Origin of the sequence: Spongiactinospora rosea (assembly GCF_003315795.1) — a bacterium.
Taxonomy (GTDB): Bacteria; Actinomycetota; Actinomycetes; order Streptosporangiales; family Streptosporangiaceae; genus Spongiactinospora; species Spongiactinospora rosea.
On record NZ_QMEY01000003.1, the window covers coordinates 470,086 to 484,258 of the forward strand.

At 70.4% G+C, this 14,173-nt stretch carries 13 protein-coding genes and 1 pseudogene; 3 read left to right on the forward strand and 11 right to left on the reverse strand.

Translation table 11 applies throughout. The annotated features are described in order from the left end of the window. Positions 1–5 precede the first annotated feature (5 nt). Positions 6–1,376 (forward strand): amidohydrolase family protein, encoded by a 1,371-nt coding sequence (locus DP939_RS10795; protein WP_113980483.1) that lies wholly within the window; start codon positions 6–8, stop codon positions 1,374–1,376. A gap of 193 nt (positions 1,377–1,569) precedes the next feature. Here the strand turns inward: DP939_RS10795 and DP939_RS10800 are convergent, their stop codons facing one another. Together DP939_RS10800 and DP939_RS10805 are read right to left on the reverse strand one after the other, a co-directional pair. After that, positions 1,570–2,142, reverse strand: a complete 573-nt coding sequence (locus DP939_RS10800) for a GNAT family N-acetyltransferase (RefSeq protein ID WP_225878160.1) — start codon at positions 2,140–2,142, stop codon at positions 1,570–1,572. Between the two features lie 31 nt (positions 2,143–2,173). Beyond that, a complete protein-coding gene (locus DP939_RS10805; protein ID WP_113980484.1) occupies positions 2,174–2,650 on the reverse strand; it encodes a YbaK/EbsC family protein in 477 nt (158 codons plus the stop codon). A 130-nt stretch (positions 2,651–2,780) separates the two neighbouring features. Between DP939_RS10805 and DP939_RS10810 the strand changes: the two genes are divergently transcribed. Next, positions 2,781–3,620 carry a L,D-transpeptidase family protein gene (locus DP939_RS10810; RefSeq protein ID WP_113980485.1) on the forward strand — a complete coding sequence of 280 codons (840 nt, stop codon included), beginning with the start codon at positions 2,781–2,783 and terminating at the stop codon, positions 3,618–3,620. 585 nt (positions 3,621–4,205) lie between these two features. On the opposite strand, the gene DP939_RS10815 is transcribed toward DP939_RS10810, so the two are convergent. Beyond that, positions 4,206–4,439 (reverse strand): hypothetical protein, encoded by a 234-nt coding sequence (locus DP939_RS10815; protein WP_113980486.1) that lies wholly within the window; start codon positions 4,437–4,439, stop codon positions 4,206–4,208. Positions 4,440–4,665: 226 nt separating this feature from the next. Then, positions 4,666–4,953, reverse strand: coding sequence for a hypothetical protein (locus DP939_RS46110; RefSeq protein WP_158578535.1), 288 nt, complete (start codon positions 4,951–4,953; stop codon positions 4,666–4,668). Positions 4,954–5,181: 228 nt separating this feature from the next. Here DP939_RS46110 and DP939_RS10820 point away from each other — a divergent pair, with 228 nt between their 5' ends. After that, entirely contained in the window at positions 5,182–6,234 is a 1,053-nt protein-coding gene (locus DP939_RS10820; protein ID WP_113980487.1) for a transcriptional regulator, read from the forward strand. Between the two features lie 211 nt (positions 6,235–6,445). Here DP939_RS10820 and DP939_RS10825 read toward each other — a convergent pair whose 3' ends face one another. From DP939_RS10825 to DP939_RS10855, 7 genes and pseudogenes are all read right to left on the reverse strand, one after another. Continuing rightward, positions 6,446–6,892 (reverse strand): SAV_6107 family HEPN domain-containing protein, encoded by a 447-nt coding sequence (locus DP939_RS10825; RefSeq protein WP_113980488.1) that lies wholly within the window; start codon positions 6,890–6,892, stop codon positions 6,446–6,448. A 566-nt stretch (positions 6,893–7,458) separates the two neighbouring features. Beyond that, complete coding sequence (locus DP939_RS10830) at positions 7,459–8,019, reverse strand: hypothetical protein (RefSeq protein WP_199565081.1); 561 nt, start codon at positions 8,017–8,019, stop codon at positions 7,459–7,461. A 345-nt stretch (positions 8,020–8,364) separates the two neighbouring features. After that, entirely contained in the window at positions 8,365–9,495 is a 1,131-nt protein-coding gene (locus DP939_RS10835) for a PP2C family protein-serine/threonine phosphatase (RefSeq protein ID WP_199565082.1), read from the reverse strand. Between the two features lie 231 nt (positions 9,496–9,726). Then, on the reverse strand, positions 9,727–10,221 hold the full coding sequence (bldD, locus tag DP939_RS10840) for a transcriptional regulator BldD (protein ID WP_111165395.1): 495 nt from the start codon (positions 10,219–10,221) through the stop codon (positions 9,727–9,729). Between the two features lie 272 nt (positions 10,222–10,493). Then, a complete protein-coding gene (locus DP939_RS10845; protein ID WP_113980489.1) occupies positions 10,494–11,429 on the reverse strand; it encodes a universal stress protein in 936 nt (311 codons plus the stop codon). Continuing rightward, positions 11,426–12,877: pseudogene (locus DP939_RS10850) on the reverse strand (amino acid permease). The gene DP939_RS10845 and the pseudogene DP939_RS10850 overlap by 4 nt, the downstream one beginning before the upstream one ends. Further along, positions 12,874–14,109, reverse strand: a complete 1,236-nt coding sequence (locus DP939_RS10855; protein ID WP_113980490.1) for an arginine deiminase — start codon at positions 14,107–14,109, stop codon at positions 12,874–12,876. Before DP939_RS10855 ends, DP939_RS10850 begins: the two are co-directional and overlap by 4 nt. Positions 14,110–14,173 lie beyond the last annotated feature (64 nt).

Genomic DNA, 14,173 nt, shown 5'->3' on the forward strand with positions numbered 1-14,173 from the left:
CCCATATGTCGCACGACGGACCGCCGGACACCGGACGCATCCTGATCAAGGGCGCGTACGTGATGTCCCAGGATCCCGGCATCGGCAACATCGTCGGCGACGTCCTGATCGCGGACGGCAGGATCAGCGCGGTCGGCGCGGGCCTCCATGATGATCAGGCCCGCGTCATCGACGGCGCCAGGAAGGCGGTGCTGCCCGGCTTCATCGACACGCACCGGCACAACTGGCAGGGCGCGCTGCGCAACCTCGGCCCCGCCTGGACGTACCAGGAGTACCGCAGCACGGTGCAGATCGGACTCGGGCCGTACTTCACCCCCGAAGACGTCCACATCGGCAACCTCGCCGCCGACATGCTGTCCGTCGACTCGGGCGTCACCACGGTCCGCGACGAGTCGCACATCAGCAACAGCCCCCAACACACCGACGCCGCGATCGAGGCGCACTGGGAGTCGGGCATCCGCGCCGTCTTCGACCACGGGTGGCCCTCCACGGACGCCGAGGAGTGGCAGTTCGGCAGCTCCCGCACCCACCCCGAGGACATCCGCCGGGTCCGCGGCGAGGTACTGGCCGACGACTCGGCCCGGGTGACCCTCAACGCGATGCTGCGCGGCCCCGAACTGTCCACCCTCGCAGTGGCCCGGCAGGACATCCGCCTGGCCAGGGAACTCGGGCTGCGCATCAGCATGCACGTCGGCCTGGGGGAGTGGGGGACGCGGCAGCGGGCGGTCCGGCGGCTCGCCGACTCCGGCCTGCTCGGCTCGGACATGACCTTCATCCACTGCTGCACCTCGACCGACGACGAGCTGAAGATGATCGCCGCGCACGGGGCCACCGCGTCCGTGGCCTCCGCGCTTGAGGTCTTCATGCCCGGACTGGGCCAGCCGGCGACCAACCGGCTGCTCGCCGCGGGCATCCGGCCGAGCCTGAGCGTGGACACCGAGACGATCGTCAGCGGCGATATGTTCGGGGTCATGCGGGCCGCCCTCGCCTACCAGCAACTGATCATCGCCGGGGCCGCGGGGCCGATGGACCGCGAGCCGGGGCTGCCGACGTTCGACGCCGCCGACCTGATCGGTTTCGCGACCATCGAAGGGGCGCGGGCCTGCGGGATCGACGACCGTACCGGGAGCCTGACGCCCGGCAAGGAAGCCGACCTGATCATGGTCTGCCTCGACCACACGAACCTTCTCCCGGCCACCGACGTCGCGGCCTCGGTCGTGGCGGGGGGCCACGCAGGCAACGTGGATCTGGTCCTCGTGGGCGGCAGGGTCCTCAAGGAGGACGGCGTGCTCACGGCCGGCGAGGCCGTCTTCGAGGAGGCCGCCGCCTCCCGCGACCGGCTGTTCCACGCGGCCGGCCTGCCCCTCCCGGCCTGACCCCGCCCCATGGCCCTCCGGTCCCGGGTGCTTTCGGCCGGGTATGACCGCGGCCTGGGTGCGGGCGATCGGCTCGTGCGCCGGCGTGGGTCGTCATAGCGGCCCGCCCGCGTACGCAGGGCGGCCCGCCACCGCCGATTTCGCCGTCAGGAGGTGCCCCGTCAGCATCGGAGTCGCGGGCTGAAGGCGTCGTTCAGGCGTCGCGGGCCGCGTCCTGGGCGCCCTTGAGCGGCAGCGCCGCGCCCATGATCGCGTAGCGCTCGTAGCCGCCCGGGAACACGTACCGTGTCAGCAGATCGACGAACCCGAGGCTGTGGTACAGGTGCCGGGCCGCCGTCCGCCGGTCGTGCGTGGACAGCACCGACGTACGCTCCGGCCGCCCGTCGCACAACGCGTGCATCATCGCCCGGCCGGTGCCCTTGCCCTGGTAGTCGGGGTGCACGTGCACCTCGGCGATCTCCAGCGTGTCGCCGAGCCACCCCATCGCCGCCTCCGGCCCGCCCGCCTCGCTCAGTGAGCGGTAGATGACGTCGTGCCACCACTGGTTGGCCGCGCCGTGGAAGCCGTAGGCGAAGCCGACCGGCTCGCCGTCCTCGCGCTCGGCGAGCACGCAGGTGAAGTCGGGGTAGGTCGTGTGGTTGCGCATGATGCTCTTGCGACCGGAGAGCTGGTCGGCCGGTGGACGCATGGCGGCCGTGTAGATGGCGATCGCCGCGTCCAGTCCCGCGCCGAACTCATCTGGCCCGACATGCCGCAGTACGATCACTTCTCGCACCCTAGCAGCCGCCTGGACGGACTCACTCGACCTCGACCGGCGTCCCGCCGGTGATGCGGACCAGCTCCTCGAAGGTGGTGGGGAAGACGGTATGCGGGTGGCCGCCCGCCGCCCACACGACCTCGTGCTTGCTCAGCCAGGTGTCCACCAGCGTACGGACCGGCGCGGGGTGCCCCACCGGCGCGACACCGCCGATCGGCTGGCCGGTGGCGGCCCTGACGAACTCGGGCGTCGCCCGCTTCACCTTCGCGACGCCCGCCGTCCGGGCGATCAGGGCGGTGTCGACCCGGTGGGCCCCGCTGGTGAGGACGAGCAGGGGCGTGCCGTCCGCGTCGAAGATCAGGCTGTTGGCGATCGCGCCGACCTCACAGCCGAGCTGCGCGGCGGCCGCCGCGGCGGTGGGCGCCGACTCGGGTAGCAGCACGATCTCCCCTTCCGCGCCCACCTCGCGCAGCGCGGTCCCCACCTTTACCGCGTTGTGCGGCAACTTTTCTGGCATCCCGACACTCTAATCAACGCGGGGCGTACATATCGATTGATTACCGATCGATGGCACTTGTCGACCCTAGGTGACTGTTCCACTAGAGTCACTTGTTTTAGCACTAATATGTGTGAGGGGATGGTTTGACGTGGGGGCAGCGAAGCAGCTAGGAGTAGCCGCGTGCGCGACCGCGGCGGCCGTACTCATCGCCGGATGCGGCTTCACCGGCTCGAAGCCCGTGGCCGGGGCCGCGCCGCGCGCCGTACACGCGGAGTTCGTGAGCGCGCCGAGCGGCGGCGCCGTCGCCGGACTCGCTGCAGGCCGGGCCGAGCCCGCGCCGTTCACCGCGCCCGGCAAGACGCTGCGCCTCGGCGCCAAGGGCAAGGTCGTCAAGCTGCTCCAGACGCGCCTGAAGGAGCTGGGGTACCACCCCGGCAAGATCGACGGTCAGTACGGGGGCGGCACGCAGTTCGCCGTCTGGGCCTTCCAGAAGGTCAACGGCATCCCACCGACCAGCACGATCGCGCGCCGGACCTGGAACGCGCTGGAGGACCCCAAGGCGCCTAATGTACTGGCCCGCCGGGGCAAGGCCACCAGGGTCGAGATCAACCTCACCCAGCAGGTCATGGTCCTGTACGTGGGCGGCGTGCCGAAGCTGATCAGCCACACCTCCTCGGGCAGCGGCATCCCGTACTGCGAGACCACCACGTGGCAGGGCAAGGAGCAGCGCTTCTGCGGCAGCGCCCGCACCCCCACGGGCGACTACAAGACCACCTGGCGCAAGTCCGGCTGGCACAAGTCCTACCTGGGCCAGCTCTACAACCCGATCTTCTTCAACGGCGGCATCGCCCTGCACGGCGCCCTGTCGGTCCCGCTGGCCCCGGCCTCGCACGGCTGCGTCCGCCTGCCCATGCACATCGCCAAGATGCTCCCCGCCATGCTCGGCAAGGGCGTCCCCGTCCACGTCCGAGGCAAATTCCAGCGCTGACCCTCACCCCCCCAACCCGGCCGGTATGCCAAAGGGCGTCGGCGGGCCCAATGGCTCGGCCCTCGCTGACGCTCGGACGCTCTTCCTCATGCCCGGCTTCGCCCGACACCGCCGCCCAACGGGCCTCGGCTTCCATGCGACCAGGTCCCCTGCCCCCTCGCCCACCGTCCCCACCCCTCAGGCGGCCGGTGCGCAAGGGCTCGGCCCTCGCTGACGCTCGGACGCTTTTCCTTGTGTCGGGCTTCGCCCGACCTCGGGGCTCGCTCTGTGCCATGGGTTGCGTCCCGCCGAGTGGTGTAAATGGGAACATTCAAGTCGGGCACCGCGCAGGTCGGCCACTCCAGACGGCAGGAAAGCGCCGCGCCTACGCGGGTACGGTTCGGTGAGCCGCTGTCGGGGAGTCCGGGCATCTGCCTGGTGGCCTATGGGTACGGGGTGTTCGCCCTCCGGCCGTCAGTTGAGTACAGGTCTGATCGTGCCCGTGTGGTGATGACAGGGAAGAGTCCCCACCGGACCGTGCCCGGCTCCGGTGGGGGCTCGCTCATGTTCTCGGCGGAGCGCTCGCCCGGACGTCCCGCCAAGCGGTCAGGCCGCGCCCATCCGGGCGAGGATGCCAAGTTGCACGTTGAGTGCGGCCACCATCTCGTGCGGTCCAGGACGGGCGAACTGGGTCAGCACTCCGGCCGCCTTCTGCTCCCGCGTCGGCGGGGTGTGCTTGGTGGCCCACCACCACCCTCTTTCCACCACGATGTGCCAGCCGGGGTAGGTGGTCGCGATGGCGGTCAGGTAGGCCCGCTGGTCGGGCGTCAGCTCATCCACTGCACACCCCGGGGGAGAGGGCGCGGGCGGGCTGTGGGGTGCCCGCCCGCGCGGCACGAGGGGCTACCGACTCCCCGTGCGGGACGGTACGGCCCCGGGGCGATGGGGCGGGGCCGTACCGTGGCCTGGTCGGCGCGGGCAGCATGGACACCACCTCGAAGCCGCCCGCGCCGGCCCGCCGTACGGCACGGCGACGCGCAGGCCCTCGCCGCGCCGCCGTACCCGCTCACTGGGTGTCCTCCCACGCGTCCCCGGCGATGGAGACGGTCACGCCGTCCATCCGGTGGGCGGTGATAAGGGTCGTGCCGTACCGGTAGTCATAGACCGCGCGGGGCGCGGGGGCGAGCCGCGCGTACCGAACTCGGCCACGCCCATGCCGGAACGTTGCGAGAGCGCTCAGCATGTCCTTCTCGGCGGCGGCCTCGTCGTCGGTCACGCCGCACTTGCCGTCGCCACCTGCTTCCACCTCCCAGACGAGGAACAGGCCATCGTCTTGGGCGGTAGACCCGATCACGTCCCCTTTGGGCACTACGGGCGGTCTATCATCGCTCACGGGTCGCACTCCTCTGCGGCCAAGGCCCCGGCCGGTGGGTGAGATCACCGCGCTCGGGGCCGCCCTGCGTTACCGAACGAACACAATCAGTGAAGCGATGGCGGGAAGCAGTGGCGAGAGGCAGGATGGGTTAGGAAGGGGCCAGTCTAGGGGCTCCAACCCACCCCCCGGTGAAAGGTGCATCGGAATATGTCCCCCGATGAGACTTTTGCTGCTCGCCTTCGCAGGTTGCGCGAAGCACCCCCGTACTGGTCCCGAGCCGACCTCGCCCGCCGCATCAGAGCCGTCGCGCATGCCGACGACGACATTCCGCACGTATCTAGCCTCGTCGGCTCGATCAAACAGTGGGAAAGCGAAATCCACATGCCAGGGCGTAAATACCGCCCGCTGCTCGCTCGCGCGCTTGGTGCGTCCGAGGGCGACCTGTTCGGCGATATCGGGATATGGCATCCCCAAGGGCTCGAAGATGAGTTGAACGAGGACGACTATGACCGGCTCACCAGCGCCCTTGCGCGTTCATCACGTTTGGACAGGCCGGTCGTTGATGCGCTCGCGACGATCCTTGCCCAGCAACGGCGGCTTGACGACATGCTGGGACCTAACGCGATCATGGCCGCGACCGCTGCCGAAGCCGACGCTGTGGTCGCGTTGCTGCGCGACGCGCGTGGATCTGCTCGCGAGCTGCTGCTTCCCGTAGCCGCCGAGTATGTGCAATTCCATGGCTGGCTGAATGCGGAAGCACGGAATGATCAAGACGCACTGCACCTGCTGACGGACGCCGAAAGCCTGGCCGACGAAACCGGCGATGGGAAATTGGTGGCCCAGGCCACCAATTTCAAGGGATGGCTCGCACGCCAGCAGGGCGTAACGCGAGCCACCGTCCGGCACTTCCTTGCTGCACACCACACGCCCGGTGCGCACCCTGCCCAGCGGTTAGGGGATGCTGTGCAGGCGGCCCAGGGCCTGGCGCTGCTCGGGGACGCTGGTGAGGCCCGCCGAATGCTGGACGTAGCAACGGCACTTGAAGAGGACGCGCGGTCTCAAGCCCCAGGGACGGCGTACTGGCTGACCCCGGACTACCACTCCCTCAATATCGGCCTTGCGCTGCTGGCCCTCAAAGAACATAGGGCGGCTGTGGAGCATCTACGGCATGGCTTGGACACTCTGCCTGCCGATCAGCAAGGCGCGGAGTGGGCGCAGGAGTACCGCATGGCGTTGCACCGCACCGAGGCACGTACATAGCCCTCACACACGTGGGGATGGACCTCACTGATTGCCAGGCTATGGGGGCACGGCCGGTCCGGCGATCTGGAGTACGGGATGCGGCGTCGCGCGCCTGTTGTGCGGCGACCTCCGCAAGCGGCCAGTAGGGCTCGCCGTTGAGGGGACGATGCCGTGACCGACCGGCGGGGGCGACTGGCTGAGGGGCCGGGCCGGGGGCGATGGGCGGGAGTCAGCCCGCGAGGGGGATGGAGGTGGGCAGAGGGGGTTGTCCGGGCACGCCGAGGATGGCCTCAACGGTGGTGACGAACGTCTCCGCCTCCGCGATCAGCTCTTCCGCGTCGCGTGCGCTGACCGCCCGGACCATACCCGCCTCGGCGGCGGCGCGCTTGCCCGCGCTCACCGCGAAGTAGGCCGCCCATTCGGCCAGCCGTGGCTCGGCCTCTGGGAGCAGCTCCCAGGCGCTGCGCAGCCGTCGGCGCCTGCCGTCCATCGGCCGGGGCCGGGCGGCGAGCACCGCCGCCGCCGCACGCAGCGCGGCCAGGTGGGCGGATACATAACGCGTCGCCGGGGTGGTCGCCGACGCGGCCTGCGTCAGGCAGTCGCGCGCATCGGCCAGGTGTGCTCTGACCGTGGGCGACAATCGGGGCCCGCTGTCATCGCTGAGCCGTGGGGTCATGCTGCAGCCTCCCTCGCTCGTGGCGGCTCCGGCTCACTGCCGGTGATGCCACATTCGCATACAGCACCGACAATCTTGCCGGGCGGCCGGACGAGGAGCTTCCCCACTCCCCGCCCGGCCGGGCGACGCCCACTCGTCTCCGCCGACGACGAGGACGCCACCCACCGCCCATGGAACGGGCCGCGAGTCCCGTCCTCACCATCGAACATAAATTCGATCCGGCGTTGGTGTCAAGTCTTCTGCGAACACATTTTCGATCAAGGGCGCTGACCAGGCCGGAGGGCGTCGTCTGGAGTCAGGGCGCGCACGGGCCCCCAGTCAGACGAAGTACACGTCGCCAGCGTCAGGCCGTGATCGACTAAGACCAGTGCGTACGGCACACGACAAGCCCCAACGTCGGGCGAAGCCCGACATGAGGAAGAGCGTCCGAGCGGTAGCGAGGGCCAATGGGGAAGGGAGTTCGTGCTGGGGATTTCGAGGGTGGGAGGTGGCCTGCGGGAGCTGGGCAGGGGGCTTGCCGTACCGGGGGCAGGGACGGTGCGCAAGGGTGCAGTCGACGCTGGCGGCTACACCCGCCGCGAAGCCGAGCTGTTCGACGTGCTGCTCGTCGAGCAGGCCGCAGCATCCTTCAGCTGAAGGCCGAGCTGCGGCAGGTGTGGCTGCGGCTCGGCTCGGCGCTGCAACGCGTAGGCGGTGACGCCGCGGTTCAGCACCGTCCGGACCACGTCCCAGCCCTGAACATCGCGGTAGTAGGCGACCAGCCGCGGATACGGTCCGGTGCCGCGCCGTACCCATGTGCGGCCCTCACGCGCGGCGTGGTCCAGCGCCCACCATGCGATCAGGCACCCCGGTCGGTACTGCCGGTAGGCGGGGTCGGTGACCGTGGTCGCCAGGAAGAACGACGGTTGGAAGCGCTCGGCCTCCTCAGGCCACAACAGCCCAGACGTCTGCTCATACAGGCTGGTCACGCCGATGACCCGTTCATCGTGGGTCATCACCCAAACGGGCATCTCCTTCTCACCTGCCTGTCCGGCCAGCGTGTCAGCGCGGTCGTGCCATCCCTCCCAGCCCGGCAGGAGGCGCTCGTGCATCCACTCGGCGCGGGCCCGGATCAGCTGGGCGATCACAGGCCGGTCCCCGACGAAAGCACGTCGCATCTCGAACACGACTGCAACGCTAGCGGCGAGGTAGTGGACTGTCTCGGGTTTCCTGCTGGGGAGTATCGGTCGCGAGGGCGGGTGGTGGCCGCTGAGAGCGGCGGTATGGGGCCTGCTGTGCAGGGGCCAGGGCCGGTATGTGAGGGCGCGACCGGCGTCGTGCAGAGGGAAGTCGCTGCAGCCGATTTGGACCGGTACGTATGGCATACGGCGAGCCATGGCGTCGGGCGGAGCCCGACACGAGGAGAAGTGTCCGAGCGGTAGCGAGGGCCGAGCCCTTGGGCGCGTCAGCGCCCTTTGGGTGTACTGGCTGGGTCAGGGGTCGGGGTGGAGGGGGGCGGGGCTGCGGCGGAGGAGGAGCATGGCGGCGTCGTCGCTGAGGGGGCGGCCCACGTGCTTGAGCAGGTCGGCGCGGAGGGTGTCCAGGGAGGTCTGGGGGTCGGGGCCGGTCAGGAGGTGCACTCTGTCGGTCAGTGGGTAGAACGCGCCGCCATGGTCGCGGGCCTCGACGATCCCGTCGGTGTAGAGCAGGATCTGGTCCCCTTCGGCGAACCGTTCCACGAGCACCGTCGGCTCTTCGGGCTTGAGCCAGGCCAGCCCGAGTGGCGGCGTCTCCTCCGGAGGTTCGGCGAACTCCGCGCCGCCGTCCGAGCGGATGATCAGCGGGGCCGGGTGCCCGCAGTTGACGATGGCGATCTCGTCCTCGTCGCGTACCTCGGCCAGCACCGCCGTGACGAACTGCTCGCCGGTGAGCCGCCGCGACAGCGCGTTCTCCAGGCGGGTCACGACGCCGAGCAGGTCGAGTTCGTCGTACGCGGCCTCCCGGAACGCGCCGAGCACGATCGCCGCGGTCTCGACCGCCTCTAAGCCCTTGCCCTGTACGTCGCCCACGATGACCCGTACGCCGCGCGGATGGGTGACCACCTCGTACAGGTCGCCGCCGATGCGGGCCTCGGCGACCGCGGAGGTGTAGGACACCGCGACCCCGAGGCCGGGGCCGGCCCTGCGGGGCACCGGCCGCAGCAGCACCCGCTGGGCGGCCTCGGCGACCGACCGGACGTCGGCCAGACGGCGCTCGTGGCGGGTCCGGGCGGCGCTGGCGACCAGACTGGCCAGGGTCACCCCCGCGATGGCCGTGAGGGCCACGTGGAGCCGGTACTGGCCGCTCGGGCCTTGGGTGGACAGCGGCAGGCACAGGGCGACGGCGACGATGCCGACCATCCCGGTGCGCCGCAGATCGCAGGCGACGCTGGCGAACGCGGGGCCGAGGGCGAGCAGCGGCAGCAGGCCGATGTCGGGCACGATCAGCCAGTCGGCGAGGGCGACGATCGCCATGACGACGTAGGGGAGCACCAGCAGCAGTGAACGCGTGGTGGACGGCGTGGCGCGGTGCGCCGCCTGGCCGTGGCGAGGGCCGTCCCGCTCCCCGTCTGAAACGCGCGCCATACCCACCGATTCTCGTGCCCGTGCCTTGATCGTGCGCCCCTATGGCAAGATCTTGAAATCGCCGCCTGATGTTACCGGGCATGAAACGGGCACTGCGACCGTGCGGCGACGCGGCGCGGTGACGTGCGCCGGAGCCCGGCCCTGACGCGGACATGCCCCTCTAGGACGCGCCGAGGCGGCGGCGCCTCCTAAAGGGGCATCGGACGTGCGGCGAGCCGAGCCGGGGACGGATCAGAAGGACTCGACCGCGCGCCTCGCCTCGGCGTCGAGGACGCCCCAGCTGATCAGCTCCTCGGTCAGCTCGCCGGGCGACTTGTCATAGATCACCGCGAGCGAGCGCAGGTCTTCCTGCCTGATCGACAGCACCTTGCCGTTGTAGTCACCGCGCTGGCTCTGAATGGTCGCGGCATAACGGGCGAGCGCTCCGGCCTTCTCCTTGGGCAACTGGGAGAGCCGCTCCAGGTCGATGACCAGCTTCGGCGTCGGGCCGAGCGGGCTCGGCGCGGCGCCGCCGGGCAGCAGCTCCGAAACGGGCACGCCGTAGAAGTCGGCGAGCTCCGCCAGCTTCTGCACCGTGACCGCACGGTCGCCGCGCTCGTAAGAGCCGACGACAACGGCTTTCCATCGGCCGCGTGACTTCTCTTCGACTCCGTGCAGGGACAGCCCCTGCTGGGTGCGGATCGCGCGGAGTCGTGCACCCAGCGACTTGGCATACTCAGACGGCATCCTGTGGCCCCCCGGCTCTCTATGTAGCGCTCTCTCTAGATTGTCCTACCTCGCGGCTTATGCCCTGACCACCGGGGGTCGGTGCCAGGGGCAGGCACCAACGGTGACCATAGCGTTGGGGTTTAGCCCGGTACGCCACGAGGAGTGGTTACGCACAGTGACGGTAAAGCGGTGGACGCCGAAGGTCAAGCTGATTGGAAAAAAGATGCCGAATCCGGTCCGGTGAAGTACGCCGCATTCGTTACTCAGATCCCATATGAAACATGGGTTCGTCAGGGTTTGACATTCCTGCTTCTGCCGCTCGGCTCGGCCTTGGGGGTCCTGGGCAAGATCATAACAGGACGTGTGGCAGACCGAACGATCTTCAATGAGGTGTCCCCCAGAAACACCCGGCGCAGCGGCCCGGAGTCGCTGGAGGCGCAGATCAGCAGCTCGCCGGGCAGCCAGCCGACCGAGGCCAGCGCGGCTCCGACGTTCCTCGCCTCGGCCATCTCGGCCGAGATCTCCGGCGAGCCGGGCAGCTCCCCGTCACGGACGACCAGCGCCAGATCCTCGGTGTACTGCTCGCGCGAACGCCGCAGCATGTCCTCCTCAAGGGCCGCCCGCCGCGCGCCGCGCACCGCCGGGCGTGGCACCACCAGCGTGAGCAGCCGCAGCGGCACCCCCAGGCGGGCCGCCCCGGCCGCGGCCAGGCGGACCGCGGCGTCGCAGCCGGGGCCGCGCCGGTAGGCGACGGTCACCCGGTCGATGGCGGGCGGCGGACGTTCGCCGTACCCGGCGGGGGCCAGCGCGACCGGCACGGGGGAGGAGTGCAGCAACTGGTCGGCGGTGCTGCCGACGGCGATCCGCCCGCGCGCCGCGCGCTGCGGCGACCCGATGACGATGACCTCCGCGCCGCCCCGCCGGGCCATCGCGGCCAGTCCGTGGCCGCTGCCACGGTCCACGCCGATGACCCGCTCGGGCTCGCCCGGCCCGTCCCCGGGTACCAAGCCCGCGGCCTCCTCCAGCGCCTCCTCGGCCCGCTCGCGCAGGTACCGGGTCCACTCGGCATCGACCTTGGCGCTGCCCGGCGTGGTCCAGCCCGGCGGCCTGATGACGGCGACGGTGAGGGCGTGGGGGTCGTGACCGGCCAGCAGGGCGCCCAGGGCGAGCGCGTCCCTGCCGCCCCGGTCCGGCGTGTAGCCGGCGAGGACGTGGGCGTACCTCATCGCGGACCTCCGGCGAGGCGGGAATGGCGATAGCCGTACCCGAAGTAGACCAGCAGCCCGAACACCGTCCAGGCCAGGAACGTGATCTAGGTCGCCGCGTCCAGCCGGCTCATCAGGAACAGGCAGAACACCACCCCGAGGATCGGGGTCAGCGGGTACAGCGGCGTGCGGAAGGACCGGCGCAGCCCCGGCTTGGTGCGGCGCAGCACGATCACCCCGGCGTTGACCACGGCGAAGGCGAAGAGCGTGCCGATGCTGGTGGCGTCGGCCAGCCGGCCGAGCGGCACCAGCCCGGCCAGCAGCGCGATGAAGGCGGCCACGATGAGGGTGTTGGCGGCCGGTACCTGGCGGCGCGGGCTGACCCGCTGGAAGATCCGCGGGATCAGCCCGTCGCGGGACATCGCGAACAGGATGCGGGTCTGGCCGTACATGACGGTGAGCACGACGCTGAAGATCGCGATGACCGCCCCGGCCGAGAGCACCGCCGCGGGCCAGCCCGCGCCCGTGGTCTCGGTGAGGACCATGGCCAGCGACGCCTCCGAGCCCGCCAGCCGCTGCCACGGGATCGCGCCCACCGCCGACAGCGCCACCAGCACGTACACGACGGTGACGATGCCCAGGGACAGCAGGATGGCCAGCGGCAGGTCGCGCCGCGGGTTCCTGGACTCCTCACCGGCCGTGGAGGCGGCGTCGAAGCCGATGTAGGAGAAGAAGACCTTGGCCCCGGCGGCGCTGATCCCTGCCGCGCCCATCGGGGCGAAGGGGGTGAGGTTGCCCGAGTCGAACGCGCTGAAGGCCACCACGCAGAAGAACAGCAGGACCCCGACCTTGACGAACACCATGATCATGTTGGCGGTCGCGCTCTCCGACGCCCCGCGCAGCAGCAGCAGGGTGGCCAGCGCGACCACCGTGACGGCCGGGACGTTGACCACCCCGCCCGAGCCCGGCGGCCCGGCCAGCACCTCGGGGATGGCCACGCCGGCGACCTGCCGCAGGAACTCGTTGAGGTACTGGCCCCAGCCCACCGCGACCGCCGAGACCGACACCGCGTACTCCAGGATCAGGCACCACCCGGCCACCCACGCCACCAGCTCGCCCAGCGTCGCGTACGCGTAGGAGTAGGAAGACCCGGAGACCGGGATCGTCCCGGCCAGCTCCGCGTAGGACAGCGCCGAGAACAGCGCGGTCACCGCGGCCAGGACGAAGGACAGCACGACGGCCGGACCGGCCAGCGGGGTGGCCTCGCCGAGGATCACGAAGATGCCGGTGCCGAGCGTGGCCCCCACGCTGAAGAGGGTGAGCTGGGTGAGCGTCATCGTGCGGCGCAGCTCGCCGCCCTCGCCCCGCCCGCCCTCCGCGACGATCTCCTCCGCGGGCTTGGTGCGCAGCACCCGCCGCCAGCCGTTCACGCCGCGTCCGCCGATCCCCGGGCCGCTCAAGGGGGTCAGACGCCGTCGCGTTCCAGAGGGCAGCTCAGGCACCGGGGGCCGCCGCGCCCGCGGCCCAGTTCGCCGCCGGGCACGGTCACCACCTCCACGCCCCGCTCGCGCAGGAAGTTGTTGGTGGTCGTGTTGCGGTCGTAGGCGATCACCACGCCGGGCTCGATGGCAAGCACGTTGCACCCGTCGTCCCACTGCTCGCGCTCGGCGGCGTGGACGTCCTGCTGCGCCGTCAGGACCTCGATCTCGTCCAGGCCGATCGCGCTGCCGATCGCGCGGTGCATGTCCTCCGGCCGGTGGTCGGTGACCTTCAGCTCCTTCTCGTTGTCGCCCGGCTCGATCGTGTAGGAGGGGAGCATGCCCAGCCCCGCGTACTTCGTGAAGCGCCCGTCGTCGACCATCGTCATGACCGTGTCCAGGTGCATGAACGCCCGCGCCTTCGGCATGCTCAGCGCCACGATCGTGGTGGCCGAACCGGCCTTGAACAGGTTGCGGGCCACGAGTTCGACCGCCTGCGGCTGGGTGCGCTCGCTCACCCCGATCAGCACCGCGCCCCTGCCGAGCACCAGCACGTCGCCGCCCTCGATGGTGGCCGGGGCCATCGCCGTGCCCGGGTACCACACCCGGAACCCGCCATCGGCCTGCTCGGCCGCGAACATGGGGTGCCAGCGGTAGACGGCCTCCATGTTGACGGTCTCGTTCATCCGCGCCTTCTTGCGCATCGCGTTGATCGAGACGCCGTCGTAGATCCACGAGGAGTTGTCGCGGGTGAACATGTGGTTGGGCAGCGGCTGGAGGATGAAGTCGTCCGGGGCCAGGCAGTGGAAGGCCAGGCTCTTGGGGGCGCAGTCGTGCTCCATGATCTCGCGCTTGGTGATGCCGCCGGTCAGGTACGTCTGCAGCGCCGCCGAGTCGAGCGAGTCGAGGGTGTTGCGGATGGCGTCGGTGGCCAGCGGGCCGAACCAGCGCTCATCGACGATCTTGTCCAGGATGTGCTTGCGCGCCTCGGGGATCTCGACCGTCTCGCGCAGCAGGTCGGCCAGCAGATGGACCTCGATGCCGCGCTCGCGCAGCACCCGCTGCCACTGCTCGTGCTCCTCCAGCGCGCGCTGCACCCAAAGGACGTCGTCGAACAGCATGCTGTGCATGTTGCTCGGGGTCAGCCGCTTGAGCGCCAGCTCGGGCTTGTGCACGAGCACCCGGCGCAGCCGGCCCACCTCGGAATCGACGTGAAAGCTCATCTGACCCCCCTTGACGACTTACACACCCTCCCCGCCCGAGACGAGCGTCAAACGCCGCGTTCAG

Excerpts from the sequence above, each read along its gene's own strand:
- DP939_RS10795 (WP_113980483.1), top strand. The coding sequence starts at position 6 with ATGTCGCACGACGGACCGCCGGACACCGGACGCATCCTGATCAAGGGC.
- DP939_RS10805 (WP_113980484.1), bottom strand. The coding sequence starts at position 2,650 with ATGCCAGAAAAGTTGCCGCACAACGCGGTAAAGGTGGGGACCGCGCTG.
- DP939_RS10820 (WP_113980487.1), top strand. The coding sequence starts at position 5,182 with ATGTCCCCCGATGAGACTTTTGCTGCTCGCCTTCGCAGGTTGCGCGAA.
- DP939_RS10825 (WP_113980488.1), bottom strand. The coding sequence starts at position 6,892 with ATGACCCCACGGCTCAGCGATGACAGCGGGCCCCGATTGTCGCCCACG.
- DP939_RS10835 (WP_199565082.1), bottom strand. The coding sequence starts at position 9,495 with ATGGCGCGCGTTTCAGACGGGGAGCGGGACGGCCCTCGCCACGGCCAG.
- bldD (WP_111165395.1), bottom strand. The coding sequence starts at position 10,221 with ATGCCGTCTGAGTATGCCAAGTCGCTGGGTGCACGACTCCGCGCGATC.
- DP939_RS10845 (WP_113980489.1), bottom strand. The coding sequence starts at position 11,429 with ATGAGGTACGCCCACGTCCTCGCCGGCTACACGCCGGACCGGGGCGGC.
- DP939_RS10855 (WP_113980490.1), bottom strand. The coding sequence starts at position 14,109 with ATGAGCTTTCACGTCGATTCCGAGGTGGGCCGGCTGCGCCGGGTGCTC.